The organism is Leptotrichia buccalis C-1013-b, assembly GCF_000023905.1.
GTDB classification, from domain to species: domain Bacteria; phylum Fusobacteriota; class Fusobacteriia; order Fusobacteriales; family Leptotrichiaceae; genus Leptotrichia; species Leptotrichia buccalis.
Window position 1 is genome coordinate 1,041,440 of sequence record NC_013192.1, and the last position, 26,358, is coordinate 1,067,797.

Genomic DNA, 26,358 nt, shown 5'->3' on the forward strand with positions numbered 1-26,358 from the left:
CAATTTCAAATTTTAATTATCATTTTTCTATTTTTATAAAATCTTTTCTTTGCAAGTTCAAATAATCTCCATTTACCTCTATTCCAAAATGTGCATTATATTCCTTTCCGCTTTTGCTTTTTATCTTAAATACAACCTGTTCCCCACTTAATAATTTTTTTGCATTATCCTTATTTATCTTTATTTTTTGTCCAAAATAATTTGCTTCTTTCCAAAGAGATGTTTTACATCCATTCTTATAATTACTGCAATAGTAACTTTTACTATTCTCATAAATATTACTGTTGCATTTAGGACATTTTCCAATAACTTCCATTTCTTTTTCAAATTTTTCAACTTCTACATCTTGATTTATTATATTTTGCAATTCATTTTCAGTTTTCTCAATAATATCACTTATATTTTTTCTGTTATTATAAATATCTTTCTGAAGCATAGAAAATTCAACAGTCTTTTCTGCATAAAGATTAATATGCAATAAATCCAGCAGCTCGATTAACTTTATCCCCTTTTCAGTTATACTAAAATTCTGTTTTTCAGAAGTAATATATCCATATTTCTTAGCATTTTCAATTATCCCTGTTCTAGTTGCCTCCGTACCAATCTCTACTCCTTTCATTATTTCTCTATATTCCTGTGTATCATCCTCATCTTCTTGTTTTTTTTCTTTTCTAAAAGGATTTTTTAAATAATTACTTAAATTTTCCTCAGTAACTTTTTTAGGAGAAACTGTTAATTTATCAACAACTTTAAAATCAATATCAATTTCCTGACTAATTTCAAAATACGGCAACTTATTATCAACCTTCTGATTTTCATATTTTAAAAATCCTTCCTGTTTTACTGATTTTCCTTTTAAATTAAATATTTCATTTCCCACAGCAATCTTTATTTCAGTTTGATTAATTATCGCTTGCTCCTTCAAAAAGTTAGAAATAAATCTATTTCTTATTGTTTCAAAAATTATCTTTTCTTCCAAATTCAAACTATTCATATCAGGAATTTTTAAAGTTGGCATTACTGCACTATGGCTCTCAATCTTGCTGCTGTCAAATATTTTTTTACTATCTTTAAATTCCAATCTATAATCACTATATAATTTTATAAGTTCTCTCACTTTGTCTTTTTCTTCTTCGGCAAGATATTCGGTATTTGTTCTAGGATATGTAATAAATCCCTTTTCATAGAGCTTTTGTATAGTTTCAAGAGATTTTGCAAAACTTATTTTCTTTTCTTTCGATAATTTACTTTGTAATTTTGAAAGTGAAAAAAGTTTTGGAGGATTAAGAATAATTTCCTTTTCAGTTATATCCTTCACAATTCCTTTATTTCTATTTAACTCGTACGAATAATTTTTAGCTTTTTCAAGTTCTAAAAGATTGTATTTTTTATCACAAATAAGTTTTAACAAAGTTCCATTACACATAGTTTCGCTCTCAATAGTAAAATATTTTTCAGGACTGAAATTTTTAATTGTCAAATCTCTATCATAAATATATTTTATAACTGGAATAAGAACACGCCCGACTGGAAAAAGCATATTTGCCTTTAATGAAATATACCTTGTAAGATTGATTCCCATAAGCCAGTCCATATATGTCCTTGCAAGCCCTTCATTATGTAAATTTCTATATTTAAAATTATCTTCAAGATTATTTATGGCTTTTCTTATAGTTTCTTCAGTTTGTTCAGGAAGCCACAATCTTTTTATCTTCTTATCAGTTTTTATGGCATTGATAATAATATCCACTATAATTTGCCCTTCCCTGTCTGCATCTCCCGCATTTACTATCTCATCAACTTCCTTGCTGTTAATAAGGTTTTTTAGTATCTTATACTGTTTCTTTATTCCCAAATCATTTTTTAATTCAAATTCAAACTCTTTAGGAAAAAATGGCAGTTTAACTTCACTCCATTTCCTTTTTTCTCCAACATATCCATCAACATCCCTTAATTTAAACAAATGTCCAAAAGCCCAAGAAACAATATACTTTTCATTTTCCATATATCCCTCTTTATTAACTCTGATATCCAATGCACTTGCAATATTACGTGCAAGACTTGGCTTTTCTGCTATTATTAATTTTTTCATATTTTCTTCCTTTTACATTTATCTTTCTAAATCTTTGTCATCAGTATTCCGAAAACTTTTAGAAAAACTTTGCTTTTGGTTTTCATTTTTATTTTTCTCTTTCTCAGTTTTTAAATACTCATTATTCTTTATCCCTTCATTTAATATTTCAATTTTCCAATCATCTCCGTAATACATAAATTCTACATTTTTAAATTTATCAGCTTCCTCTATACAATCACTAAAATCATGTTCCAAAGTATCAAAACTAAACTCATCATATTTTAAATTTAAAGTATTAATTGTATCTCTCAATTCTTTTACAAATTCTTTGTTATATACATTCCCAAATTTTTCTTCTATTTTTGATAAAATATGTTCTGATGAATAATATACATTTTCTTTGTCAAATTCCACACCATCAATTTCTCCTAAAAATTGTTGAATTACCTTACTTTCCATACTATCTCCTTCACATTTATATAACCGACACTGCCCATCTAAATTTATCTTGATAAAATCCAGTAAAGTCTGATACAGTTACTCTTTTGCTTTTTGAACTGGCATGTATAAACTGTCTATTCCCAATATACATCCCGACATGTGAAATTCTACCTTTTCCTAAAGTTTCAAAAAATAATAAATCTCCTTTTTTAATGTTGTTATGTAATTTTGGCTTAAATACTGACTGTTCTGCTGAAACACGTGGAATTGTAATTCCTAGTGTTCTCTTAATCACATATTGTACAAAGCTGGAGCAGTCAAAGCTATTGTTTCCAGTTGCACCATATACATAAGGCTTTCCAATCTGAGTTTTTGCAAATTCTACAATTTTATATCTTATTTTTTCTTCGTTATCTTTATTATTTTTATATGTATTATCTTTTGTATCATTTTCAGTTGTTTCTATTTTTTTGTCATTTTCAATCATCAGTTGTTTTTGAAAATTAATCATCCCTTTAGAAAAAGACAGAGAAGAAATAATAAAGACTCCAGTTAAAATTTTTTTGGTATTGTTAAACATAAATTTTTCACTCCTTTAAATCTTGTTTTACAAATTTTATTGTTTTTTGCTGCTCAGCGTTTTTTTCAAAACTCATGTAATGAAAAAAGACACTGACCTAATTTTGATTTTCTCACGTGCGAGAAAATATAGTTATAAGTTTATTATTTTATTATATTTCTGAATTACCTTTGGTATATATTCCCTTGTTTCCTTTATTCTTTTCCAAGCATTGTTTGCTAATCTTCCACATCCTGCATTATAGCAGACCAGCATTTTTGAAACACTTCCAGTTTTTTCGTAATCTCTTTTTAAATGCAGCACACCACCCTTTATATTTCCTGATATGCTGTTATCCACTCCAAATTCCTTAAAATTAAAAGGCATTAACTGCATAAGTCCTCTTGCTCCAGCACTTGATACTGTTGAATGATTAAAATGGCTTTCAGTATTCATAACTGCTAAAACTAAATATGGATTAAAGTTATACTCCTTGCTATATTTGAAAACATAGCCAAGTATATTTTGTATTTCATTTTCATTTAGCCTACTGTTCTGTGTTTTAATATATTCAATAAGTTTTCTACTTCCAATATTTTTTTGAATATGAGAAGCATTATTAACTTTTTTTACAGCCTTATCATCATAAAATAATCTGTTGTTTTGCGATTGAATATTACTTATATCTTCTTTAGGTGAACTGTTTAATTCTTTACTTTTGTCAGCACTACTGTCAGTTTGCATTTTCAATTTCTCAATTCTTTCCTGTTCAACTTTTTCTTTCTGTCTTTCAAAACTTATCTCTCCGCCAGAAAATAAAATTTTTGAAACTATCATAAGAAGCAATATACACTTTTTCATTTATAGTCATCTCCTTTGCTATCTTTCAATTTCAATATTCTTGCTTTTTATTTTCGGATTTGTATAATTTATCTTTATTTCCTCATAATCGGTCTTTCCATCCAAATCAGTATCTTTTGAATATGGATTTGTTCCGTATACAAATTTTTCTTCCCTATCTGTCAATCTATCAAAATCACTGTCCTTATATTTTTCCTTAATTTCCTCTATTTCCTGCTTAATATTTTCATCTCCATAACTTAGAGCGTCTTCATTTCTCTTTAAAACTTCCGTTACAACATCTTTATCCTTTTGCATTTTGGAACTTGCATATTGGTAAGAATTAGGGTAATTTTTTACAGATTCCATTACTATTTCCTTATCATTTTTCAATTCCTCACTTGCAAATTGTAAAGCCCGTCCGTCCTGTTTCACTGCTTCCAAAACTAAATCCCTGTTATTTTTAAGCCTTTCACTTGCATATTCAAGATTTTTCCCATTTTCTTTGACTTTTTTCATGACATATTTTTCATCATCTCTTATTTTCTCTGAAGAATAATATTTAAATGTATTTTTTCCTGCATATATTGAGGCTTCATACCATTTTTCCATTTTATCAGCCTTATTTCTAAGTTCATTCATTTTGTTTTCCTCAATGTATTTTTCCAATTTTTCATTAGTAATTGATTTTATTTCCTTTTTATCCTTTAACATCAAATATTCTCGAAGATACTCGTTATTTTTATCTTTTTCAAGCATATTTCTAATTTTTTCCATTGTTTTACTGTCATATCCACTTTTTACATACAGCTCAACATCCTCTTCAGATAATCCTTTTTCAAATCCTTTCCTTATTTCCTTCATCTGATTTACATCCAGCTTTTTCATCACAAGTTTTTCCCATTTGCTATCATCCAAGTTATTTTCAGCTCTTTTCTGCAATATTTCCTCATTAAGTACAGGTGTTACACATAATTTAAACTGTTCAAGAGTCAAGTTTGATTTTATCATTTTCTTTATTTCCTGTTTTTCATCTTTAGAAAATTTTACTCCTATTCTTTTCAAATAGTCTTTTTTCTCATTTTTTTGAAACACACTCAACAACATTATTCTAGCCCTTTCTTATTAATTAAAATTTTATCTCTTTTTTGTTTCCTGTCCTTTTACAAATTTTTTGTAATCTATTATCAAATTATTCATTTTTATCAGTTCATTCACTCCTCCAATAATATTTTTAAAAACAGTATCATATTCTCTTCGGCTCATTATCTTTATTCTTTTATTTTTCAATTTTCTCAGTATCAATACAGCTTCTAACTTATTTCTGTATATAAAGTCGTTTTCATTTAGATATTCTTTAAATCCCAACTTTCTATCTATTTCTTCATTCAAATTTTTTAATTCATTTTCCCTCTCAGTTACTTTTTCATCCAATTTCTGTATTTCCACATCAATTTCATTTTCTCTAATTTTTAAAGCGTCTTCCGTTTCATATAGCTTTTCTCTCCTATCTCGATAAATTTTTTTCTGTTGCTGTTCTAACTGATAAATTTTTTCATCATATTCACTTTCAATTCTCCTCTTTTCCTGATTATATTTTCTTTCCTCATCGTGTATAAACTGTTCAAGTTCTTCAGCAAGTTCAGCTTTTATTTCTAATTTTTCTAATTTCACCCTTTCTTTTAATTCATCGCCTTGAAGTTCCGTTACTTTGTTAGTTTTTTTTCGCTCTATTTCTTCAAAATCTTCACTTTCTAAGGGAGAAAATCCTTCATTTTTCATCATTTCTTTCAAATTATCTAAACTCATCTTTTTTCTCCAATCTTCGTTTCAACATCTGTTTCTTTTCTTCTCTCATCTGAAACTCTTCACCTCCCATAATTTTACAGTCTTTAATTTCATCATTGCTTAAAAACTGAAATTTCATAAAATATCCCAGCAACGTTGCCTTATCTTCATTTAAAATATTCGCAATTTCAAGCAGAACTCCCATTTCAATCAGTTTTCTTGTTCTTTGCTTCCATTTTTGATTTTTTTCCGATGTATTTAGCCTTCTTGTATCATTTGCTATTTCTCGTCTGATTTCCTTTATTTTTTCATCTGTCTTAACTATTTTCTTATGTATTTCAATTTTCTTTTTTTCATTAGATTTCAGTTTAATCATCTTATCTTCATATTCTAAACTCATATATCAACCTTGCTTTTTTCTCTATTTTTGACTTCTTTATTGCACCATAATATCTTCCGTCAAATGTCCCCCTGACTTTAGATAATGTCAAAACTTCATCTTCCTTTATTTTCCCATTGAAATTAGACGATATTTCAGGAAATATTTCTCCATAATCTTCACCGTTTACATATATCCGGTTACCTTTTATCTCAACTTTATCTTCATAAAATGCCGCAACAGGCTTTACTGGTTTAAACATTGTCCCTTTTATACTTGTCAAATTTTTATATTTATCATCCACCTCATAAACAACTAAATCCCCCTTTTTCAACATTCCATCAAATTTTTCCAGTTTGTATATTCCTAATGGAATTGAGGGTGTTACATTTATTACATAAATATTTGACAATAGATGTAGTACTGTGAATGTTATGGCAAGAAATATTGATACAGAAAGCATTATCAAGTTAAACTTTTTAGTTCGTATATCCACAATTTCCTCCCACTTTTTAATTTCCTTTGGCAAGTGTCGTTGTTATCTTGTCTGCCTCATTCATTACAAAAGCCATTATCATTCCTACTGTGATAAACAAAAATATAGTTTCATATTTCAATTCCTTAAAAGTAACTTCCCCAAATCCTGCCATATCCAAGTTTTTAAATACTATTCCTCCCAGTGCCATTATTACAACTATTTTACTTCCTGTGAGAAATAGCGTTGTCAATGCTTTATTTCCTAAATCTCTTTTTGTAATCGAATTTACATCAAAAGGCAAAAATACCCAAGATAAGCCCAAAGCCATTCTAAACTGCAATACCGCCATCATCATTTCAAATATTATTCTTACCACAAAATAATAAACAAGAATAATAACCCCTATTAACAATAGCATTTTCCCAAGTTCTTCAAAAAATAGTCTTGAATCAGTAACAATATTAAAAAAATTAAAGTTTGATTCATTAATAATCTTTAAAATTTTCCCTGTTTCCCTTCCAGCTATTGCCCATATGTTATTTAAGGTTACATTTCCTCCATTGCTCCTAATAAAATATGAGCCAATTCCAGAAAATATTCTATATCCCATTTCAATTAGAGAAACTGCATTAGGTATAACATATGCCAATATTGAAAATTTTATCATTATTCTTAGTAAGGACATCCATAAATTTTCCAATATATTTTTTACTATATAACTATATAAAACCCACATTATTTCAAGAACTGTGAGTACACTTAAAAGGGCTAATAAGCCTGGTATCATCTTTTCTATCCCGCTATTTACCATTTGTACAAATTCATTTTGAATATTATCCCAATCCACTAATAATGATGATTTTGTAGATGAAACACTATTTCCAGCAGAAATTGTTATTAAACTAAAAACAAAAAAAAAGATAATTACAATTTTTTTCATATTTCTTTTAATTCTCCTTCCTAAAAAACAAAAAAAGACTAGAATTTTAATCTAGTCTTTCATACCTTAAAATTAAGGTAACTTATTTAATTTTTTATCTAATTTTTACATTTATTATTATTTCCCGTGATTATATGCAGTAAAGTCAAAATCAAATCCTATTATATGAAAAACATTTGCTGATGTAAATCCAACCAACTTTTTAACCGAATATCCATTAACTTATCCAAAACTATTCCTTTGGCTTCGTTTGATTCTTTAGAATTTTTAAACCTGTTAAAATTATAGTTTTTGTTTTTAGTCAAATATTTGAAACAAAAAACAGGATAAGATAATAATTTTACCTCTGAAATATTTTTAAAGTTATTATTCTTTAACTTTTTAATTTTTTTAGACAATAATTTCTTTAAAGCTCTCTTTCATTAAATCCTGTGGGATAACATTATTTATTTTAGTTTCTACATACGGTTTTTCTGTGTGAGTTAAATTTCTCAATCCCCACGCAGAATATTCTCCAAATACATTATATACTTCCGTCAATATTTTCTCTGTTTCCTTATCAATATCCACTTTATCAAATTCTTTTATATCGTCTGAACTACACTTTTTATACTTTTGATATATTTCCTCAACTACTGACCCGTGATTCCACGCTACAATATTATTTGAAAATAATGGAGCATTTTTTAATGCAAGATACGCTGATTGAGCATAATAGAGTAATTTTTGAAATTTTAAATTACTCATTCCATCCGCACCTTGATTAGTTTCCATATACGAATTATAAATTAAAAACCAGTTGGCAATATCTTTTACATCATACATCTTTTTCACCTCATTTAAATATTATATCAATTTATTTTAATTCCATTATCATAACTTTTAAACCTTCTTCTGAAGTTAAACTTTCTAGCATTTTAAATCCAAAATTTTGATAAAATGAAATAAGTTTCGGTTCATTTTGGCATTCAAGCCATATATATTTTACATTTATCAGTTCTTTTATTTTCAAAAAAAGATCATATGCAAATGTAAGAAGTTCTCTGCCTGTTATTAAGTTTTCTATATCGTCTGAATAATTTTTACCTAGTTGACCTAACAAAAAACTACTTGTCATCAAATCACCATTTTTTAATATTGCAGCACTATTTCCTAACTTTTTTTGTTGTGTTTTAGATAAAATACCAAAATTTTCTTTTGGAATAACTAAACTTCTATTTGCTATTGTAAAGTATCCTAAAATCTCATTATCTTCAGAAAATACCACATATGTTGAAGAAATAGATGATTTTTCAAATTTAATTGCTTTTTCGTGTAAAAAAATTTCTATATCATTTTTTGTTCCTGAATTTTTTATACTCCTGAAATTTTTTAACATTTCATTTATATCTATTTCTTCATATTCATTCAATAATTTACGTAAATTCTTACTTTCCAATTATTTTTTTTCCTTTTTTCTAAGTCTAAATTTTTTCCCTATTGCTTCAATATCAGCTTCTTTATATTCCAAATTAGGTACTTTATTTACAGTAAAACCTTCTTCTGTCATTTTTATTAATTCTTCAGCTGCTTCTTTACTTAATTCTAAATTCTTGAAAAAACTTGAAGTTGCCATTTTTATCACCTCTTTTAAATCTCTATTTTTATAATATTCAATTAAAATTTTTTATCATTAAAATATCTTACAGTAAATTCATATTTAAGAAACTCATCCACTCTTCGATTATCCTTTATACTTCTCAGATATTGATAAAGCTGTTCTGTTTCATCTTCATTAAAAAAATCATTGCAACAGTTATGAAGTGAAGATAACTGGTAATCTTTCATTGTTAATACCAAATCTGCAATTGCTCTTGGAAAATTAGCAATATACACTTCCCTTTTGCTTGGATAATCTATTATTCTTTTCTTTATTCCAGAATTTCCTAAAACATTTGTCGTGTTATACAGATTTATTGCCTTGTCTTTATCATAAGAAAATAAATAAGTCCTCGGATGCCAAGCAGCAGTATTTCTATTTTCATCAGGAATATTCAATGCTTCCCATCTAGATATATAACTTGTTGAAGAAGTTTTTGGTATTATTCTTTCATATAATTTAATTATTCTCATATTCTTTATGATAACTATTTTATTCTTTTAAAACCTTATTTTAATTCCATTATCATTACATTATAACCATTTTCAGAAATAAAATTATCTATTTTAGAAAATCCAAAATTTTGGTAAAAATTCAAAATTTTTTCATTATTTTGACATTCCAACCAAATAAATTTTACTCTAATTTTCTGTCTAATTTCTAACAATAACTCATATGCAATTTTTAAAATTTCATTTCCTGTTAAATTATTTTTCTCTAAATTAAAGTTTTTACCAACTTGACCTAAAAGAAAACTATTAATTACATAATCACCTGATTTATTTTCAGAAGCACTTTTAGTTAATCTTTTTTTTAAAGTTTTTGAAATTATATCTAAATCTTCCTTTTGAAGTATTAAACTTCTATTTGCTATGGAAAAATATCCTGCTAATTTTTTTTCAGAATTAAAAATTAAATATGTTGAAGAAATCGAAATTTTTTCAAAGAAAATAGCCTTATTTATTAAAAAATTTTCAATGTCCTTGTCTTTGCTTCTAAATCCTTTTAATTTATTACGAACTTTATCTTCTCCAATTTGTGATAATAACTCTGTTAAAGAAAATGTAGTAAATTTCATTATTCTCCTTTCTTTTCAGAAGATTCTTCAAAAAATTTTTTGATATCATTACCCTTAATAAGTTCATATTCTACATCTACATCTAGTGGTTTATTATTTTTTGCATTTTCAATAGCTTCTAAAAATGATGAAATTTTTTCTTCTGTATCAAACTTTAATTCTGTTGTAAAACTTGAAGTTGCCATTTTTATCACCTCTTTTAAATTTCTATTTTTACAGTAATATTATATCACATCTAATAGTTTTTTCAATCTGAATTTTTTAAGACTAGATTAATATTCTATTGTCATTGTCCCTGTGTGTATTTTATTCTTTATTCTCTTTTTCCCTATTTATTTCAGATTCTGTAAAAGTTTCATCGTTTTTTCTTTCTCTTTCCATTTCAGATTCTGCAAAGGTTTTATTGCTGCTATTTTCTTTCGTCTTTTCAGATCTTGTATTTTCTGAATTTTTTTGTGTTCCGTTATCACTTGACTGTTTTCGAGAATCTTCATTTGAAGCTTCATTACTGTTATCGTTTTTCATCTTTTCTTGATTTTTTTCATTTGTATCTTGAGAATTTTCATTTTCAGTATTTGTATTTTCTGTTTCCTGAGATTCATTTCTTTCAGGATTTTCTCTATCATCTTTTTTATTTCCCATAATTTTTTTTATTCCATCTGTAGCTGTGTTTTTTACCTTTTTAGCTGAGGTAACTGGATCAAAGTCCATTGTCATTATTTTTATTGCTTTTCCTGCATTTTCAGCAGCCGAAGCAGTCATCTTTCCAGGATATTTTCCAACTTCATATCCTATTTTTGCACCAGTTTTCATACCTGCTAATGCTCCTGCTCCTCCAGAAGATATTCCTCCAGCAACTGTACCAATTGCAGCACCTAGTCCACCGACTGCCGCACCTCCCAAGACGGATGTAATTCCACCTATAGCTGACCCACCTGCACTGATAACATTCCCCGTGAAGTATCCAAGCTGTGAACCATTTAATCCACCGTGTCCATATAAAATTAGAGAAGCTATGCTCTGATAATTTTTTATTAAAAATGAAATTGCTATAAACACTGCAAGCCACACAATTATAGTATGAGGCTCGTTATTTTCTGCTCCTATATTTTCAGGAATAGGATAGGATTTTAGTATTTTTATTCCCATAGATGATAGAGCGACTGCAACCATTAGATGAGTTCCTGATCCAACTACTGCTCCTAAAGTTTTTCTACCTATATCGCTCAAAGTATCAAGTGGAAGACAAGCAAGATATATTATTGCCAGTCTTCCGACTACATGGAACTGTATTATAGCTATTGTTATTGTTGATATTATAAACACTAGAAATATGAATCCAATAATAAAGAGAATAAAATACAGAATAGCCCAAAAATCTTGGAACTTTAAACCTATACTTAAAAACTTACTTAATTCTTCCCATAACTTATCCCAAATACTCTGTACTTTTAATGGACTTCCCAGTCCTTCTCCAAATAAATTTCCTATATCGGAAAATAATTTATACGCCATATCTAATAGTTTCTTGTACATTTTTATAAGTTCAAAAGTTAGTACATATCTTAAAAGTTTTTTTAATGTTTCGACAAGAGTATTCCCTATATTTTCCGACCAGTTAAAAAAAGCTGTAAATGATAAGTCCAGTACAGCAAATGTAGAAGCAAGTGTCAATATTACAACCATTAAAGTTGTCATCCCAGTATCCAGCATACTGATTATTGGTTCAATTAGTGCCGTATCAAATTGAAAATTTGCCGCTGCCAATTATTTTCCTCCTTATTTCTTATGTTTTTTTACTTCATTTTCCATTGCCTTTATATGATTGTTTAAACTGTTTTTTGTATATTCACTTCTTTTTTGAGCTTCTCTTCTTGCCTGCACTTCTTCAGCCGCCTTTAATGCATCAAGTCTGTTTGTAGTTGAAATCATATCAGCTATTGCGTTCATCTGTATTGACAAGTTGGCGCTCCACTGTGATAACACTTCAAGGACTTGTTGTGGATTTTTTGCTTCGTGAGTTTTTCTTATAAGAATTTTTGCATTATCTGATGTCTTTTTCATTGCCACTTCATTCATAGATCCTGATTTCATTGCGTCCTTTGAGAGATTGTCAAGTGTATTTGTAAATCTGTCAAGAAGAGCCATATATTGTCTGTTATTTGCTTCAGCATAGACGTCTTTAAACCACAATTCAGCTTTTTTGCGTCTCTTAATGTCGATTTTGTAGTGTTTGTTATACTGACCAAAGTCTTTATTGTATCGTCATATTGGCTTATATATTTTTTTAGATATTCTTCAGGTAATTTCTTTGAAAGTTCAATTTGTCTTTCTATTTCTTTCAATTGTGCATTTAGGCTTTTTAATGTTTGTGCATTGATTGCTACACTTTCAAAGTATGTTTTCATTTGCCAGTAATCTGAAGTTGCACCTCCTCCAAGCATTCCTGAAAATGAATTTATTGATATAACTGTCATTAATATTAAAAAGAATATTATTTTTTTCATTTTAGTTACCTCCCTGTATAATTTCTTTGCATCTTCTAAATTCTTTGCTATTTTTGCCCAGCTTGTATTCTAACCATTTTAAATTTATTTCTTTTAAATCCTTTGTTTCAGCACATATTTCCTGTATTTTCATCTGATCTGTCGAACTTGCAGAACCTACATAAGCTAGTTCAATTTTACCTAAATCCATTTCAAATTCTCTTGATCCAAGATCACTTTTATAAAAATATTGTTTCTGCATTTCCCCTCGTGCAACTTTTTCAATTTCTATTGAATTTAAGCCAAATTTTGAATAAAGGTCTTTCCAGTAATTCTGTGCCTGTGGAGAAGGGAGAAGTATTTTTGTCTTACATCCATCAACTATTGCAGGTGTTATTTCAGATTTTGCAATTTCATCAAGCGACTGTGTTGCAAAGATTATAAAGGCATTCAGTTTTGCAAGGGTTCTAAGCCAGTCATTAAATTTAAGCCTGAAACTTTCGTTTTCCATTGCAAACCAAGCCTCATCAACTACGATTGCAGTTAAATAGTCCTTTGTTAATTTTTCCACTTCTATTCTATGAAACAGATAGCTTAATATAGGAGCCGTCGCTTTTGGATCTTCTATTATTCTTCCCATTTCAAATACTTGCCAGTTTGAATCTGAAAAATTATCCTCATTATTATCAAAATATTTTCCATATGAACCTGTATTTGTGTATGGCTCAAGTGCCTGCTGAATTTCCTTGTTCATAACTGTAAATGCAAAATTTGTCATTGTTCTCCTGTTAGGCGGATCGTTTGAAAGAGTCGTAAGCGTTTCCCAGATTGTACTTTTCATATCAGGCGTTACAATTACATTTTCCTGCTGAAGAAGAGAAATTATCCAGTTGCTTGCAAATGCTCTTTCTGTTTCGATATGAATATTTGCAAGCGGTTGAAATGCCAAATCATTATCTCCGCCTTTTCCCAAGTCATAAAATTTTCCGCCCATACAGGCAGTCAAGACACGTATCGAACCACCTTTATCAAAAAAGAATACCTGGGCGTTTGGATATTTTTTTAGTTCAGCTGTTATCATACCTAGTAATACAGATTTTCCAGACCTTGTTGGACCTGCTATTAGCGTATGTGCCGCATCCTTTATATGAAGATTAAAGTAAAATATATCATTCAAATCTGTTTTAGTCATCATAAGCGGAACTCCTGTAATATTTTTCTTATCCCTAAAAAATTCATTTACTTCCTCTCCACGATACAGCGATGAAGTAGGAAAAAGACAGCTTAAAAGCATTGAATTTATTGGATATTTTCTTATATTTGCCTTCACATTTCCCGGAATAGCCCCTAAATATGAGGGGAAAATATTGTACTTGTCAATCGAGCAAGTAAAATCCTGTTCATCAAATATTGTTACTATTTTAAGTGCATTGTCCTCAATCCTTTTTAAATCTTCATCAGCAAGTATTATGGTAAATGTGTAATAGCCATAATTTATTCCACCTTCCTTAAATTCATTTAAAGCCATTTTTGCCTCTTCTGTTTTTGCTAGTTCCAGCTCATCAATATTAAATGAAGGCTTTTTAGTTATGGCTTCCGTTATATACTGCCCAAAGTTCTTCTGCTTTCCCTGATGAAAAATAAAGAAGTTTTTTAACATCTTTTTTGCTTCATTTGGTGAAAGAATAATATACCTTGCTGACATTCTAAATTCAAAGTCCAGACTTTCAAGTTTTTTTAAAACTCTTGACTCTATGTCATCAGGAAATAAATTAATTGAGATTGTCCTTAAATGTTTTGCCTTAGTCAATCTTTGTATTTTTGTATCTTTTCCATTTTCAAAACTTGAATTTGATAAATATTGATCAATTGGATATAGAGAAGATTTCGGCATTTTTTTCTTTTCAGGAAATTCAGCATTTACTGTGGAGTACATGTATGCCATAAGTTCGTCTCCTTGCAAAACTTCAATGCTTGTTGTAGCATATTTTAATAAAGCAATGAACGAGGCTACTTTTTGCCTGAATATTTTTAATTCCCTTTCTGCTTCTTCCGCCATCTTTTCTTCTGAATCGTCTTCCTTTTTATTTGCTAGTAATGAATTTATCTTATTTTCAGCATCTTCTGCTATCAAATACGTCAATGTTATATAGTAATCACATTTAAAATATTCTCCTTTTGAAAACAAATCTTTTCTTTCCTTTTCCATAAGAACTGTCGGAATAAAGTTATCGTTAATCTCTGTTTCAATATACCCTCTGGACTTTTTTCTCTGGACTTCATAATGTACGATAAAATTATCAGGAAGTTTCTTTATTGCGTTGTTATACTGTAATATTTTTAAGTTCACTTCTTCCTCAGTAAAAAAATCCAAGTCGTGATTTCTCACTTTGAGAGTTACTTGAAACCCCATATTTTTATTAACAAGAATAAAGTCATTGAGAAGGAAGTCCCAAGGGATATGATAAATAAATGAATTTTTGTAGTTATTAAGTGTTTTCCCCATTCTATCTTTCCTTTTCTTTATTTTTATAATTTTTTTTATTCTGATTACCTTTAATATTTTCTTTGATTTCTTCTCTTTTTAGAACTTTGCTTAAGATGTCTCCTCTATCTATTAATACGAATTTTTCTTCATTACTTTTAGATATTTTTGTTGTAAATAACACTTTATTTGCTGATAATTCTTTTTGTGCGGCTACAAAGTTTTTAAATTCTAGTCCTGTTTTTTCTCTGACTGATTTTGAGTCAAGGTATGCTAAGTTTCCTAAATTTTCTTTGTATGTATTGTAAATTAATTTTGCGTTATCTGATAACGTTGAAAGCTTTTCTCCCTTCACTTTTTCTGTTTCTTTTATTTTATTCGCTGCTTCTTCTAATTTTTTTTCATAGTTATCTTTAAATTCAAGTGATTTATCTTTATTGGTAAAATATTTTATTTTATGAGCTTCAAATATAGAACCATCATAATTTATTTTTTCTTCTGTTGAATGATGAAAAAATATCTTATTATCCTGTACTAATTCCTTAAATGCTTCATTAAACTTTTCTTCTTCTTTTATTCCTAGCTTTTCCATTATCTGATTTCTGCTTAATGTAGTGTATCCACCTTCATTTTTTGTTCTTTCTTCTAAAAAATTCATAATTTTTTCTTTCATTTCAATTATTTCCCTTTCAATATTTTTTCTTTTCGCTTAAGGATTTAAATATCTTTCAGTTTTATAATGCTCCATTATCAGTTCCAATGTCATTGAATCCCTTACTGACATAACTGCACACAGAATATATATTGTTCCTGCTGGTATAAAAATTATCCAATGCCTGAATATTAAAAATATGATTCCTGTGAATAACACTAGCGATATAAAAATTTTATATGGCAGTCCCATTATCATCTTTACATCCAGTAAAGACTTATAAACCTTCAGCTTCATATCCTACCTCCTCAATTTCATATTCTTTTGTCTTTTTGTTAAAACCATTCACTTTGATTATCTTATTTACCTTTCTTACAGTTTTACCATTTTCAGTTATTCTTATGATATTTACAATTACATCTACGGAACGCCCTATAAGTGGCTGTCTTGGATTCCTGTCAACTTCCATTAATAGTTCTTCCAGTCTTTCCAAAGTTTCTTCTGCACCATCCGAATGGACTGTTGTAAATCCTCCACTATGACCAGTATTCCAGTTTTTAAGTATCTCCTCAGCTTCTTCTCCATATCTAAGTTCTCCTTGAATAATTCTATCAGGTCTGTGTCTAAGTGCATCTTTTGATAATTCCAATGCAGAAACATCTTCAGTTACAAAAACTCTTAACACATTTTCCTTATCACAAATAATTTCTTCAACTTCTTCAATAATGTATATTCTTTCAACAGTATTCCTAATTCTGTCAACTTGCTTTAAATAATCAACAAGAGCATTAGTAAATGTTGTCTTTCCTGTACCAGTTCCACCCGATACAACTATATTCTTTTTACTTAAAATGGCTTCCGTAAGAAAATTTTTCTGAAATTCTGTAATTGAACCCATTGCTAAATAGTCATCAAGCGTAAATATTTTTTTAGGTCTTTTCCTTATTGTAAATATTGGAATCCCTTTAGTAATTCCTTTTGCAGCTCCCTGAAATCTGTCAGAATTTGGCAAATTTCCAGAAAGTCTTGGATTTTTTTCAGAAATTATCTTTGAGTTGTATGAAGCCAATACTTGAATAATTTTATATCCTTCCATCTCATTCAGATATGTATTTGTCTTATACATTCCCCTTTCATATGATTCCACCCATACATATCCATCGGGATTTAGCATTATTTCAGTAATATCGTCATCTTCCATATATTCTTTCAGTGCTGACAACCTTTCATTTACAAAATCTATCTGTGTTTGCTTTTGCAGTTCATATTTTTCACTTTCTGTCATAATACTTTAGCCAATTCCTTCATTTTTTTAGTAGCTTCATCATTACTTGGACTTTCAATTATGATTTTCAGAAGCTTGTTTTCTACACCTGATTTTTCTAAAATTTCTCTTAAGATAGCTGTATTTTCCTGTTCAATTTTTTCAATTTCCTTTTGAGAATTAACTATTATTTTCTCCAGTTTGGCAATTTTTTCTTTATTTCTTTTTATTCTTTCAGTATAATTTTTTTCTCTAGCTTTTCTTCTTTTCTTTACTATTTCATCTGAACTGTTAATTGTCTCCATATATCCCCCTATCCTATTTTTCTGATTTATACTTTTTTCTTGCCTTTTCAATAATTTTTTCATATTTTATATCATCGTAAAAATCTTCTTCTTTCATCCTAAATGTATGCTCATATTCATACATCCCCTTCATTGCTTCAAATATTACATATCCATCTTTAAAAAATACTGGCTGGTGCTGCGTTCTTTTTAACAGTTCAGGATATTCGTAGTAATAGAGCTTATCTAATAATAAAGGTTTTTTATATCCCGTAATTACAACTGCTTTTCTGTCAGGCAGCAGTCTTATTTCTGAAGGACTTAATAAATCCTTTCCCTGCTCTGAAACATTTCCTCCCCCTTTTAGCCCAATATTTCTACTTTTTACCCTGATTGTTTCTTTACCAAGTGTCTTTGAAATATAGTCAGGCGCAGCTTCATCGTTTGGTCTACCAAATACTTGAATTTGACATCCATTCAACACCTCTTTCCCCTGTTTATCGTATGTTGAATTTAACTGATCAAGTCCCTGAAATATTCCAACCATCTTTATTCCAAATCCTGCATAGTATCCCAAGCCTTTTACAAGAGGTTTCATCCTGCCATAAGCATTCAGTTCATCCATTAAAAATATTATGTTGAAATTTTTCTTGCTTAAACTTTCCATTAATAAATTTGTCAGCTGAATATACATTATCCGTACTAATGGAGCTAATAAATCTATATCTTTTGGTTTTATTACAAAATATAAATCCACAGGCTTATCACTATTAACCAAGTCCAATGCCCTAAAATCAGACTTTCCTATATTTTTTACGACCGAAGGAATTTCAAATACCTGTAATTTAGTCTTTGCTGTTGATGTGATAGACTTAAATGTATTTTCTCCTGTATTTTGTAATAAATATCCAAACTGTTTTGCAACAAAGGGGTGCAATCCTTTGTTTAATGCTTTAATTGATTCATCATCAGTATATATTTTCCTAAGCCTTTCAACTGTTTTTTTCTTTAGAATAAAATCTTTTGACATTTCATCCTCGTATTCATCTTCTTCCATAGGCTTTCCAAGATATTTTGCAAACATTCTATACAAAGAATTTTCAGTATTAGTGATTATTGATATTACATCGTTTAGTGAAACTCTAACATCTGTTATATCAGGATCTTCTTCAGGACGATTGCTTACTTCTCTGTAATGAACATAACCAGTTAAAGTAGAAATTGTATCTTTTGCACTGTCTCCCCAAAACGGATCCTTGCTCTCATCTTCCCCAACAATCATTGTTCCAATTATTCTGCAATCTTCAATCTCATAATTTGTTCCATATCTTACTTCTGATAAAAAGTTATAGCTATTTGAAAGTTCACTCATTGGTTCAAATTTTAATATTCTATGTTTTAGTATCTTTGCTCTGTACCAACTTGTAAGTTCGTAATTTTCCTTTTTTATGTCAGAAATAAAAGTTGACCTTTTTTTTAATCCTGCAACAAGGCTTGGAATAATGTATCCTACACCCTTTCCTCCTCTTGTTGGCAAAAATAGGGCAATATGTATCATTGACGTATCATAAAGCAATTTTAATTTCCCTGATAAAGTTTTTACATATCCAATAACAAAACCATTTTCATTGCCGCTTAAAAAATCTACATCTGACGGTTTTTTCTTATTTTTCTTCAAATCATCATATGTTCCAAATTCAGCTTCTCCGTGTGATTTTAGTTTCTTTTTTTTCCAGTATGGCATTGTTAGAATAATTAATGATCCAACCAAAAGAGAGCATATACCTAACTGAAACTGTGAAGTTAATCTAGGAGTTTTTTTCATTATCATTTCCCAATTTCCAGATGGAAAATACATATACTGATTCTTTTTCCCAATAATTACTGGTTTTATTAATCTACGTATTTTTGCAAAAGTTGCATAGTTATTAACTTTTTCCAGTTCTTCCATATAGTTTGTTGATATTACCATTAAACCTGTTATATTTACCAAAATGAACATTATTATTGAAAAAATCCATTTTACAGGCTTCGTATTTTTAAGCGGCTTGTATTTTTTATCCATAATTATTTCCTATATGGAGATAAAATTATATCCTTGCTTACAAAGATATTAAATTTTTTACCTCTCTTTATTTCAATTGTAGGCTGTCTGTTTAAATCTTTTTCAATGATTCTTTCACCGATACTTCTAATATTCTGTGCAGCATCTGAAACACCTGTACCAATATTCACTCTTGACCTGCTTCCAGTCTCAATATTTACATTTAGACCTTCAAGTGATCCTGAAGCTATATTTATAGCAGAGGATAGTAACACACTTCTCATAAGTTTCCAGAAATGGTTGTTAGTTTTTCCTTTCAATCCTGCATTACCTAACAAATCAACTCCCTGCATATTATCAAGCACAAGTGTTGAGCCATTTGGAAATACTAGTCTTTGCCATATCAATAAAACTCTATTCTGTCCATACGTTATACTGCTATCATATTTCCCAATTATTTTTGTACCCATAGGAATCAAAATATTTTTTCCAGTACGGTAGTCATAGACATTTTCTCTAACTTGAGCAATCACATCTCCCGGTAAATCAGAATTAATTGCTGTTACAAGAACGGCTGGAATAAAGCTCCCTGTCTTTAACTCATATTTCCCTATTGCAGGATTTTTTAAATTAGTCGAATAGAAGCTGTCCTGTTTTTGTTTCAGGAATAAGGACTTTGACTTTTGTTTATTCTGATCTGTGTCATTTTCATTTTGCTGTTGTGTATTTTGTGAAGCTGGTTGCTGTTCCTGATATTGTTCTGGTACTTGTGGAGTTTGTGTTGAAACTCCTTTATCAAATCCTATTGAGGATTTTCTCCATTCCTTATATTTCTCTGAAGGAGCTACAGAAGTAGCTGAAGTATTAGTATTTTCATTTTCAGAAACATTAGAAAATGATGGAGGAGAAGTTGAAGCTCCATAACTTGAATCAAAATTATCGTTATTGTAATCTGAACCTAATTGAGAATCATATTGTGATAAGTTTGGCGTTCCCGTTTTATCAGATGCTGTATTTATATTTTCTGTTCCAGACTGTGCTATGGTTTCAGAAACTTGAGGATTTTTATTTGCCTGAGTATTTACGGCATCATTTATATCCAGTTCCGTTCCTGTCGATATTGAATCTACTTTTTCCTGTTCATTTGACTTCATATTTTTTTTTACCTGATTTGCAAAATATATGCTTGCAAAAATTAAGCCTGAAATTATACAAATTAGAATAATGACTTTTTTCTTATCAAAAAATTCTTCTATTGTTATTTTTGAATTTTTTATTGTTCCGTTTCCTTCATCTTCAAGCGATATTTCCTCTTCCTTCTGCTCCGTAAAATCGTCTTCAGAAGTTTCAAAATAGTCATTTTTATTTATCAATTAAAACACCCCCTTTTTATTTTTTTCGGTTATATATTTTTAATGTTTTTTTCCCAAGTGTCATGTGTATTTCCTTTACAACACTATTAATCATAACGTTACGCCCCTCAATTTTCGTGTTAACTAAAGACAGTTGATTATCTAACCCTTTAACATAAAAAGCTGGCATTTCTTGTAAATTTGCCTTCAACACTATAAACGTTTTTTTTCCATTATCAAATACCTGAACTGGTGAAAGTTTAGAATTTTTGTTCCAAAAATATCTATAATTAAGCTTCATCAAGTCCGTTGTACCAATAGCTTCTGAATTATCTTCATACTCATTCATCAATATTTTTCTTTCATTTGGATATTGCCATTCCACTAAAGGATTGTATTCTCCATTTTTAGATTCAATATTAATAAAATAACTGTGTTTATCCGTTACTATATTTATATTAGTCTTGATATCTTCTTCAAGTGGTTTTATGTATATGTATGTTCTATTTTCTTTTCCACCTACAGCTTCTTCAATCATCCAGCGTTCTGTATCTCCACCAGCCTTAAATATTACTTTTTCATTTGGAGCTAGCCTTAAAGTTGTTAAATAGTCTGGTTTAGAATAAACTTCATATATACTGTTTTCAGAATAATTGAATACAACAGATGTCTTTTTTATCGCCTCTTTCTTCCCACTTAATATTCCATCATCATCAAACAGCCTTTGATTATTTTTTACTGTATCTACTGTAATATCATTTTTTGCATTTCCATCATTTGCAAAAATATTCGCTGATATCAATGTCAAAAACAATATTGAGAGTATTCTTTTATTAATTTTCTTTAACTTGTTCCCTGTCATATATCTCCCTCGTTTTTTCTAATTATTTTCCCTTGAAATTGTAAAATCCTTTATTATGATTCCCAATGGATTTTTAGCTACCAGTTCCTCATTTTTTTCGTTCACATAGTCCACAGTAAATACTCCAAGATAACTTGTATTTTGTATTTCCATTCCTGTTTCAGAAAACTGTTTTTCCTTCCATCTAACTTGATAAGTGTTTGAAGTATTTGTAAGTTTATTTGCTGAAACTATATTTACATTGGTTGTAATTTTGTCCGCAAGCATTTGTATTGTTCCTGTTTCCTGAATTACTGCATCCAGTTTTTTTTGTGAATTTTGTGTTAAGAAAAAGGCATTTTCCTTTAATTTATTATCATAATACGTCGTATCTTTCGGAAGAGTTCTTATATCCAAAATAAATTTTGATATGAAATATTTTGTTTCTTTCTCCCAACCTTCAAATTCGATTTTGTCAATACATTTACTTCCATTGGAGCTCCTGTAGTTTTATCAACTTGAACAAGAAATACTTTTATATTTGTTCTTATAGCGAAATATGCCAGTGCCAAACATAAGACAAGAGCAACAATTACACTTATTCCTAAAATCCTTTTTAACTTTGCATTTGTTTCTGCGAGTTCAAACAAAGTCTCGGCTCTTTTTTCAAAACTTGTCTTTTCCCTTTTGGCATCAGTTCTTAATTTAAAAATATCTCTTTTCCTGTTTATTCTTTTTAAATCCAAGTCTATACTCCTTTCAAAAGACTTGGATCAATCATTGTTCCACCAAGCCCTTTTACTATATCCTCTGAACCAAAAATAAGTGCAAGTGCCAAAGCAACGCCTATTAGCAAGGTTATAATTGCAGTCATGTTCGGATCAGTCAGCATTTTGAACACTCCAAATCCTATACATCCAATAGCCCCAAGTGAAAAAACTATTTTCAGTCCATTATTCACATTTGTAAGAAAAGTTACAAGCGTAGCAAATATTCCCGCATTTCCACTTGTAGCCGCTTGAGTTATTATAGTTGTTGCCAAAAACAAAATCATTAGACACATCAATTGAAATTTTTTATTTAACAATACATTTTTAACTTTTATTTTTTTCATTATTTATCGTCCCCTCTTATACAAAAAAGAGCCTATACAAAATCTTAGAAATGTTTTTTCTAATAATTCTGCACTTAGGCTCCTATATTTAATTTTATATATTCTTTTTTTATCTCAATATCTTAGTTAAGGACTTCTAATATTTAAATCTAATTTCATATTCTCACCTCAATTTTGAACAAAAAAAAGAGCCTATACAAAATCTCAGAAATGTCTTTTCCGATAATCCTGCATTCAGGCTCTCTATATTTAATTTTACGCTACTTTGTTTTATTCTTCTTTTAAAATGAGTTTAAGGAAAAGCCCTGTCCTGCCTATACACCTCCTAAAACTAGGCTCTCATTTTTTACGCTGATTTGTTCTTGTGCTAATGTTACCTCAATTTTTTCAAAAAGTCAAGCTCTTTTCAAAAATTTTTCCCATAAACTTTCCGAAATTTTTTAAATTTTGGAAAGCACGCTTACAAGTTTCTCAAATTTAAAAATTTTTAGAAACTTATCGTGATTTTTTCAACAAAAAAAATTGCGAAAAAATGGGCTTTCGTTTACACTCAAAAACTCACTTCGTTCGTATTTAATTTCTTAGAAATTAATAATATTTACATCTTCAAAAACGTATTTTTACAAAAAAGAACAGTTTTTTACTGCCCCTAAATCTATTTATATTTACTTTCATCAAAAATTTTTATCTTTCTAGTTCATCCAAAACTTCCATATCTTCCATTCTAAAATCATCACTTATACCTCCTAAATTTTTATCATAATTTGTACCATTTAAACTTTTACTTTTCTTTTTTCTGTTCCATTTTTTCAGATTTACCTGTTTTTGTTTTGTCAATCTTTTTTTCTTATCCAACACTTTTATGGCTTCTATATTCTTGATAATTTTTTTGACTTTTTCCCTTTCCTGAACTTTGGAATTACCATTTTTTAAAAGTTCATCCTGCAATTTTTTTTGAATTTTTATTTCAATATTTTCTTTTCTTGCCTCATAATTCTCTTTTATTTTTACTTCTCTTTTTAACCAATTTAAGTAATATTTTTGTTCACTTATATCCAAATTTTTGTTAAGTTCTTTTTGCAATCCTTCTATTTTAATTTTACTCTCCAAAATATTTTTCTCCAATTTTGAAAATTCATAATTTGAATATTTATCTTTTATCAAAGTTTCCTGACTGACTATTTCCTCGTTTTTATTTAACTCCTTTATCAAGTTTTTAAGTTCTTTTTCAATTTTATTTATCTCTTTTAGTCCATCTTTTTCATAAATAAATTGCAAATGATTTATATTATACAGTCCATTTTTTTCATCATTGTATTTAACATTTTTCTCTTTTAAATTTTCATATATCTTGTTCTTCTCATCTTCAAAATCTGCAATTTTTCTTAAATATTTTTCCCTAATATTTTCAACTCGTTTATCAAAAATATACTTCTTTTTCCAGTCGTTCTGAATTTGATTTCTTAAACTTTCTAAATTTTTTAAGTTCTTATCTTTTGTAATTTTCAAATATTTTATCCTATTTTTCTCTTTTGTATTTTTTAGTTCCCTGTCAATTTTTTTGTTCTCATTCAGGAATTTATAGTACTTTTTATCTGTCATCAAGTTGTACACAGTATTTTCAATTTTATCTTTTGACATTTTCTTTTTTATATCTCTTACACTCTTTTCTAATCCTCTCAGTTTTTCCAGATTTTCTAAATCTCCTATTTTATCCCTTTTTAAATTTTCATACTCCCTTTCCAGTTTTTTCAATTTTTCAAGTAATTTTTTCATTAAATCTGTTCCAGCTTTTAAAATTCTGCTTTTATTAAATATTCTCTTCTTAACTTTTTCCTTATCACTTAACTCACTTTCTTTTCTATACAAAATCTTGCCATCAATATTTATCACCTCACGATTTAACTCATAAACTTTTTTATAGTCATTATTATTTTCCGCATCTCTTTTCTGATCCTTTAATTAATGATTTTGCACTTACTTTCTCAATTCCTTTCTTTTCAAGTTCAAAATTTAAAAATGTTTCCCACTCTTTCCTTATATTTTTTAACGTACTTCTCTCGTTCCATTTTTTATCTTTTCTCCAACCGCCTTTTTCTATGTTTTTAGAATTATATCTTTTAAAATACCTATCCTTATCCCTTTTAATAGCATCAATTTTTCTTTCAAAAAACATTATATGCACGTGTGGCTGCATATCTCCATCAAAACTTTTTGGATTGTGAATTGCATAATTGTACACATATTCTTTTCCAAAAAGATTTTCACAAAAATTATCCACTATCTTTTTATTTTCTTCAGGAGTAAATTCTCTCGGTAATGAAATTTCAAGTTCTCTGTACAAGTTAGAATTTTTTCTCTCATAAGTTTCTGCACATTTCCAAAAGTTTTTAATGTCGCCAAACTCTTCAGGAAGATTCCTTACTTCCTTAAAAAGTAAATCCTCTTTTTTACCATATTTTTCATCTCTATTTATGTAATCTAAATGTGCAGTAGGCGGAATATATTTATTTCCTCTTTTACTTTTTTTCATTCTAAGATGAAATATTGCCACGATTATACCCCCGTATTATTTTTTATAATCACATATTTTATATATTTATCATTTATGAAAAAATTTCTATCTAATAAAACATCATAATCTTTAAAGTTTATATCAGTATCCAAAATATTTTCAATTTTATACATCCATATTTCATCATTTCTATACAGCTTCATATTATATTTTCCTATTTTATTATCACTTACCTTTATCATTTTCATAATTTTTACAAATGTTTCCTCACTTATATACTCTTTTATTTTCTCATCATTTATTTGATTATTTACTATTAATCCCACATTTCTCTTAAAAGTATCTATTGTTTCATTTATCCTTTTTTTAGGTAAGGTCTTGTAAAAAAAACATATATGCTCCTTTCCCGTCGTTGTCCTTAGCAATCTTATATCGTATATTTTCATATATTCCTCCCAAATTATTTCTTACAATATTCAAACTGATTTATCAAATAAATTTCTTTTGTTTCTATTATTTATTTTTCTTATAATTACAAAAACTAACCATAATACAAATATTATGATTAGCTTATCTCTTATTTTATTTTGTTATAATTTTCTTGATTCAAAAATTCTTTTCAATTGCTCAAAATCATACTCAGCATACTGCTCATTTTCCATTTCTAAGATAACAGTGTTTCCTCCTTTTAAAAACAGTTCTATTTTAATATCATATGATTCTCCTTGATGCAGAACTGACTTTAATTTTTTCTTTGCTTCTTCTATCCATCTTATACCTGTCAGCTCGTTAGCAATAATTATTAATTTTTTTAAATATATGTTTCCATTTATATATTTAAATCTTTCCTTTCTTAATTTCCCAGAAAAATCAAACCCAGCTTCTGTTATAAATTTTTCATAATTTTTATACATTTCATCAAGTGATTTGTAGTTTTTCTGTATCACTTCTCCTGTTTTTAGTTTTATATTTAATCTAAATTTTTTAAATAAGAATAATTTTCTTTCAACTTTTTCAATATCATTTACATCTATTATTCTATCATCAATTTGTATTTGAATTTTATTATCTAATATGTTATTTATTATATCCATAATAATTCCCC

The 26,358-nt window shown here is 28.5% G+C and carries 33 protein-coding genes; all 33 read right to left on the bottom strand.

The window, feature by feature from the left end; all coding sequences use genetic code 11:
* Positions 1–19: 19 nt before the first annotated feature.
* Complete coding sequence (locus LEBU_RS04750) at positions 20–2,092, bottom strand: type IA DNA topoisomerase (protein ID WP_015769197.1); 2,073 nt, start codon at positions 2,090–2,092, stop codon at positions 20–22.
* 18 nt (positions 2,093–2,110) lie between these two features.
* Positions 2,111–2,533 carry a hypothetical protein gene (locus tag LEBU_RS04755; RefSeq protein WP_015769198.1) on the bottom strand — a complete coding sequence of 141 codons (423 nt, stop codon included), beginning with the start codon at positions 2,531–2,533 and terminating at the stop codon, positions 2,111–2,113.
* Positions 2,534–2,549: 16 nt separating this feature from the next.
* Positions 2,550–3,095 carry a C40 family peptidase gene (locus LEBU_RS04760; protein ID WP_015769199.1) on the bottom strand — a complete coding sequence of 182 codons (546 nt, stop codon included), beginning with the start codon at positions 3,093–3,095 and terminating at the stop codon, positions 2,550–2,552.
* Between the two features lie 132 nt (positions 3,096–3,227).
* The gene (locus LEBU_RS11585) at positions 3,228–3,935 is read right to left on the bottom strand and encodes a transglycosylase SLT domain-containing protein (RefSeq protein ID WP_015769200.1); all 708 of its coding nucleotides are present in this window, start codon (positions 3,933–3,935) and stop codon (positions 3,228–3,230) included.
* Positions 3,936–3,953: 18 nt separating this feature from the next.
* Positions 3,954–4,979, bottom strand: coding sequence for a DUF4116 domain-containing protein (locus tag LEBU_RS04770; protein ID WP_162009827.1), 1,026 nt, complete (start codon positions 4,977–4,979; stop codon positions 3,954–3,956).
* A 72-nt stretch (positions 4,980–5,051) separates the two neighbouring features.
* Entirely contained in the window at positions 5,052–5,723 is a 672-nt protein-coding gene (locus tag LEBU_RS04775; protein ID WP_015769202.1) for a hypothetical protein, read from the bottom strand.
* Entirely contained in the window at positions 5,710–6,102 is a 393-nt protein-coding gene (gene traD / locus LEBU_RS04780; RefSeq protein ID WP_015769203.1) for a conjugal transfer protein TraD, read from the bottom strand. Before traD ends, LEBU_RS04775 begins: the two co-directional genes overlap by 14 nt.
* Entirely contained in the window at positions 6,086–6,577 is a 492-nt protein-coding gene (locus LEBU_RS04785; protein WP_015769204.1) for a S26 family signal peptidase, read from the bottom strand. The genes traD and LEBU_RS04785 overlap by 17 nt, the downstream gene beginning before the upstream one ends.
* A 16-nt stretch (positions 6,578–6,593) precedes the next feature.
* Positions 6,594–7,499, bottom strand: coding sequence for a type IV secretion system protein (locus tag LEBU_RS04790; protein WP_015769205.1), 906 nt, complete (start codon positions 7,497–7,499; stop codon positions 6,594–6,596).
* 390 nt (positions 7,500–7,889) lie between these two features.
* Positions 7,890–8,324 carry a Panacea domain-containing protein gene (locus tag LEBU_RS04795; RefSeq protein ID WP_015769206.1) on the bottom strand — a complete coding sequence of 145 codons (435 nt, stop codon included), beginning with the start codon at positions 8,322–8,324 and terminating at the stop codon, positions 7,890–7,892.
* A 31-nt stretch (positions 8,325–8,355) separates the two neighbouring features.
* Positions 8,356–8,937, bottom strand: a complete 582-nt coding sequence (locus tag LEBU_RS04800) for a hypothetical protein (protein WP_015769207.1) — start codon at positions 8,935–8,937, stop codon at positions 8,356–8,358.
* Complete coding sequence (locus LEBU_RS11855; RefSeq protein WP_015769208.1) at positions 8,938–9,114, bottom strand: hypothetical protein; 177 nt, start codon at positions 9,112–9,114, stop codon at positions 8,938–8,940.
* A 41-nt stretch (positions 9,115–9,155) separates the two neighbouring features.
* Positions 9,156–9,611 (bottom strand): hypothetical protein, encoded by a 456-nt coding sequence (locus LEBU_RS11985; RefSeq protein ID WP_015769209.1) that lies wholly within the window; start codon positions 9,609–9,611, stop codon positions 9,156–9,158.
* Positions 9,612–9,646: 35 nt separating this feature from the next.
* Positions 9,647–10,216 carry a hypothetical protein gene (locus LEBU_RS04810; RefSeq protein WP_015769210.1) on the bottom strand — a complete coding sequence of 190 codons (570 nt, stop codon included), beginning with the start codon at positions 10,214–10,216 and terminating at the stop codon, positions 9,647–9,649.
* Positions 10,216–10,401, bottom strand: coding sequence for a hypothetical protein (locus tag LEBU_RS04815; protein WP_015769211.1), 186 nt, complete (start codon positions 10,399–10,401; stop codon positions 10,216–10,218). Before LEBU_RS04815 ends, LEBU_RS04810 begins: the two co-directional genes overlap by 1 nt.
* Before the next feature lie 121 nt (positions 10,402–10,522).
* A complete protein-coding gene (locus LEBU_RS04820; protein ID WP_015769212.1) occupies positions 10,523–11,983 on the bottom strand; it encodes a type IV secretion system protein in 1,461 nt (486 codons plus the stop codon).
* 12 nt (positions 11,984–11,995) lie between these two features.
* Positions 11,996–12,310 carry a hypothetical protein gene (locus LEBU_RS04825; protein WP_015769213.1) on the bottom strand — a complete coding sequence of 105 codons (315 nt, stop codon included), beginning with the start codon at positions 12,308–12,310 and terminating at the stop codon, positions 11,996–11,998.
* Positions 12,307–12,723 carry a hypothetical protein gene (locus LEBU_RS04830; RefSeq protein WP_015769214.1) on the bottom strand — a complete coding sequence of 139 codons (417 nt, stop codon included), beginning with the start codon at positions 12,721–12,723 and terminating at the stop codon, positions 12,307–12,309. The genes LEBU_RS04825 and LEBU_RS04830 overlap by 4 nt, the downstream gene beginning before the upstream one ends.
* A 1-nt stretch (position 12,724) precedes the next feature.
* Positions 12,725–15,208 carry a VirB4 family type IV secretion/conjugal transfer ATPase gene (locus LEBU_RS04835; protein WP_015769215.1) on the bottom strand — a complete coding sequence of 828 codons (2,484 nt, stop codon included), beginning with the start codon at positions 15,206–15,208 and terminating at the stop codon, positions 12,725–12,727.
* A 1-nt stretch (position 15,209) separates the two neighbouring features.
* Positions 15,210–15,860 (bottom strand): hypothetical protein, encoded by a 651-nt coding sequence (locus LEBU_RS04840; RefSeq protein WP_015769216.1) that lies wholly within the window; start codon positions 15,858–15,860, stop codon positions 15,210–15,212.
* A 36-nt stretch (positions 15,861–15,896) separates the two neighbouring features.
* Positions 15,897–16,136 (bottom strand): VirB3 family type IV secretion system protein, encoded by a 240-nt coding sequence (locus tag LEBU_RS04845; protein ID WP_015769217.1) that lies wholly within the window; start codon positions 16,134–16,136, stop codon positions 15,897–15,899.
* Entirely contained in the window at positions 16,117–17,124 is a 1,008-nt protein-coding gene (locus tag LEBU_RS04850) for an ATPase, T2SS/T4P/T4SS family (RefSeq protein WP_015769218.1), read from the bottom strand. Before LEBU_RS04850 ends, LEBU_RS04845 begins: the two co-directional genes overlap by 20 nt.
* The gene (locus LEBU_RS04855) at positions 17,121–17,408 is read right to left on the bottom strand and encodes a hypothetical protein (RefSeq protein ID WP_015769219.1); all 288 of its coding nucleotides are present in this window, start codon (positions 17,406–17,408) and stop codon (positions 17,121–17,123) included. Before LEBU_RS04855 ends, LEBU_RS04850 begins: the two co-directional genes overlap by 4 nt.
* Positions 17,409–17,421: 13 nt before the next feature.
* Positions 17,422–19,452 carry a type IV secretory system conjugative DNA transfer family protein gene (locus LEBU_RS04860; protein WP_015769220.1) on the bottom strand — a complete coding sequence of 677 codons (2,031 nt, stop codon included), beginning with the start codon at positions 19,450–19,452 and terminating at the stop codon, positions 17,422–17,424.
* 2 nt (positions 19,453–19,454) lie between these two features.
* On the bottom strand, positions 19,455–20,804 hold the full coding sequence (locus LEBU_RS11590) for a TraB/TrbI/VirB10 family type IV secretion system protein (RefSeq protein ID WP_015769221.1): 1,350 nt from the start codon (positions 20,802–20,804) through the stop codon (positions 19,455–19,457).
* Between the two features lie 16 nt (positions 20,805–20,820).
* Positions 20,821–21,645: a TrbG/VirB9 family P-type conjugative transfer protein gene (locus tag LEBU_RS04870; protein WP_015769222.1), complete on the bottom strand. Its 825-nt coding sequence runs from the start codon at positions 21,643–21,645 to the stop codon at positions 20,821–20,823.
* 18 nt (positions 21,646–21,663) lie between these two features.
* Positions 21,664–22,041, bottom strand: a complete 378-nt coding sequence (locus tag LEBU_RS04875; protein ID WP_015769223.1) for a VirB8 family type IV secretion system protein — start codon at positions 22,039–22,041, stop codon at positions 21,664–21,666.
* On the bottom strand, positions 22,032–22,370 hold the full coding sequence (locus tag LEBU_RS12370) for a VirB8/TrbF family protein (protein ID WP_015769224.1): 339 nt from the start codon (positions 22,368–22,370) through the stop codon (positions 22,032–22,034). Before LEBU_RS12370 ends, LEBU_RS04875 begins: the two co-directional genes overlap by 10 nt.
* Positions 22,371–22,372: 2 nt before the next feature.
* Positions 22,373–22,738 carry a hypothetical protein gene (locus LEBU_RS04885; protein ID WP_015769225.1) on the bottom strand — a complete coding sequence of 122 codons (366 nt, stop codon included), beginning with the start codon at positions 22,736–22,738 and terminating at the stop codon, positions 22,373–22,375.
* A gap of 684 nt (positions 22,739–23,422) precedes the next feature.
* Positions 23,423–24,631, bottom strand: a complete 1,209-nt coding sequence (locus LEBU_RS11595) for a hypothetical protein (protein WP_015769226.1) — start codon at positions 24,629–24,631, stop codon at positions 23,423–23,425.
* A 37-nt stretch (positions 24,632–24,668) separates the two neighbouring features.
* Positions 24,669–25,292, bottom strand: a complete 624-nt coding sequence (locus tag LEBU_RS04890; RefSeq protein ID WP_015769227.1) for a MobA/MobL family protein — start codon at positions 25,290–25,292, stop codon at positions 24,669–24,671.
* Between the two features lie 2 nt (positions 25,293–25,294).
* Positions 25,295–25,699 (bottom strand): hypothetical protein, encoded by a 405-nt coding sequence (locus LEBU_RS04895; protein WP_015769228.1) that lies wholly within the window; start codon positions 25,697–25,699, stop codon positions 25,295–25,297.
* A gap of 144 nt (positions 25,700–25,843) precedes the next feature.
* Positions 25,844–26,347 (bottom strand): hypothetical protein, encoded by a 504-nt coding sequence (locus tag LEBU_RS04900; protein ID WP_041760553.1) that lies wholly within the window; start codon positions 26,345–26,347, stop codon positions 25,844–25,846.
* Positions 26,348–26,358: the final 11 nt, after the last annotated feature.

Bases quoted from the DNA above. Each gene is read 5' to 3' on its own strand.
- LEBU_RS04760 (WP_015769199.1), bottom strand. From the start codon at position 3,095: ATGTTTAACAATACCAAAAAAATTTTAACTGGAGTCTTTATTATTTCT.
- LEBU_RS04810 (WP_015769210.1), bottom strand. From the start codon at position 10,216: ATGAAATTTACTACATTTTCTTTAACAGAGTTATTATCACAAATTGGA.
- LEBU_RS11855 (WP_015769208.1), bottom strand. From the start codon at position 9,114: ATGGCAACTTCAAGTTTTTTCAAGAATTTAGAATTAAGTAAAGAAGCA.
- LEBU_RS04825 (WP_015769213.1), bottom strand. From the start codon at position 12,310: ATGAAATCAGGATCTATGAATGAAGTGGCAATGAAAAAGACATCAGAT.
- LEBU_RS04790 (WP_015769205.1), bottom strand. From the start codon at position 7,499: ATGAAAAAAATTGTAATTATCTTTTTTTTTGTTTTTAGTTTAATAACA.
- LEBU_RS04850 (WP_015769218.1), bottom strand. From the start codon at position 17,124: ATGACAGAAAGTGAAAAATATGAACTGCAAAAGCAAACACAGATAGAT.
- LEBU_RS11585 (WP_015769200.1), bottom strand. From the start codon at position 3,935: ATGAAAAAGTGTATATTGCTTCTTATGATAGTTTCAAAAATTTTATTT.
- LEBU_RS04830 (WP_015769214.1), bottom strand. From the start codon at position 12,723: ATGAAAAAAATAATATTCTTTTTAATATTAATGACAGTTATATCAATA.
- LEBU_RS04855 (WP_015769219.1), bottom strand. From the start codon at position 17,408: ATGGAGACAATTAACAGTTCAGATGAAATAGTAAAGAAAAGAAGAAAA.
- LEBU_RS04900 (WP_041760553.1), bottom strand. From the start codon at position 26,347: ATGGATATAATAAATAACATATTAGATAATAAAATTCAAATACAAATT.
- LEBU_RS04895 (WP_015769228.1), bottom strand. From the start codon at position 25,699: ATGAAAATATACGATATAAGATTGCTAAGGACAACGACGGGAAAGGAG.
- LEBU_RS04775 (WP_015769202.1), bottom strand. From the start codon at position 5,723: ATGAGTTTAGATAATTTGAAAGAAATGATGAAAAATGAAGGATTTTCT.
- LEBU_RS04755 (WP_015769198.1), bottom strand. From the start codon at position 2,533: ATGGAAAGTAAGGTAATTCAACAATTTTTAGGAGAAATTGATGGTGTG.
- LEBU_RS11985 (WP_015769209.1), bottom strand. From the start codon at position 9,611: ATGAGAATAATTAAATTATATGAAAGAATAATACCAAAAACTTCTTCA.
- LEBU_RS04750 (WP_015769197.1), bottom strand. From the start codon at position 2,092: ATGAAAAAATTAATAATAGCAGAAAAGCCAAGTCTTGCACGTAATATT.
- LEBU_RS04795 (WP_015769206.1), bottom strand. From the start codon at position 8,324: ATGTATGATGTAAAAGATATTGCCAACTGGTTTTTAATTTATAATTCG.
- LEBU_RS04840 (WP_015769216.1), bottom strand. From the start codon at position 15,860: ATGAAAGAAAAAATTATGAATTTTTTAGAAGAAAGAACAAAAAATGAA.
- LEBU_RS04845 (WP_015769217.1), bottom strand. From the start codon at position 16,136: ATGAAGCTGAAGGTTTATAAGTCTTTACTGGATGTAAAGATGATAATG.
- traD (WP_015769203.1), bottom strand. From the start codon at position 6,102: ATGAGTTTAGAATATGAAGATAAGATGATTAAACTGAAATCTAATGAA.
- LEBU_RS04815 (WP_015769211.1), bottom strand. From the start codon at position 10,401: ATGGCAACTTCAAGTTTTACAACAGAATTAAAGTTTGATACAGAAGAA.
- LEBU_RS04835 (WP_015769215.1), bottom strand. From the start codon at position 15,208: ATGGGGAAAACACTTAATAACTACAAAAATTCATTTATTTATCATATC.
- LEBU_RS04860 (WP_015769220.1), bottom strand. From the start codon at position 19,452: ATGGATAAAAAATACAAGCCGCTTAAAAATACGAAGCCTGTAAAATGG.
- LEBU_RS04885 (WP_015769225.1), bottom strand. From the start codon at position 22,738: ATGAAAAAAATAAAAGTTAAAAATGTATTGTTAAATAAAAAATTTCAA.
- LEBU_RS04870 (WP_015769222.1), bottom strand. From the start codon at position 21,645: ATGACAGGGAACAAGTTAAAGAAAATTAATAAAAGAATACTCTCAATA.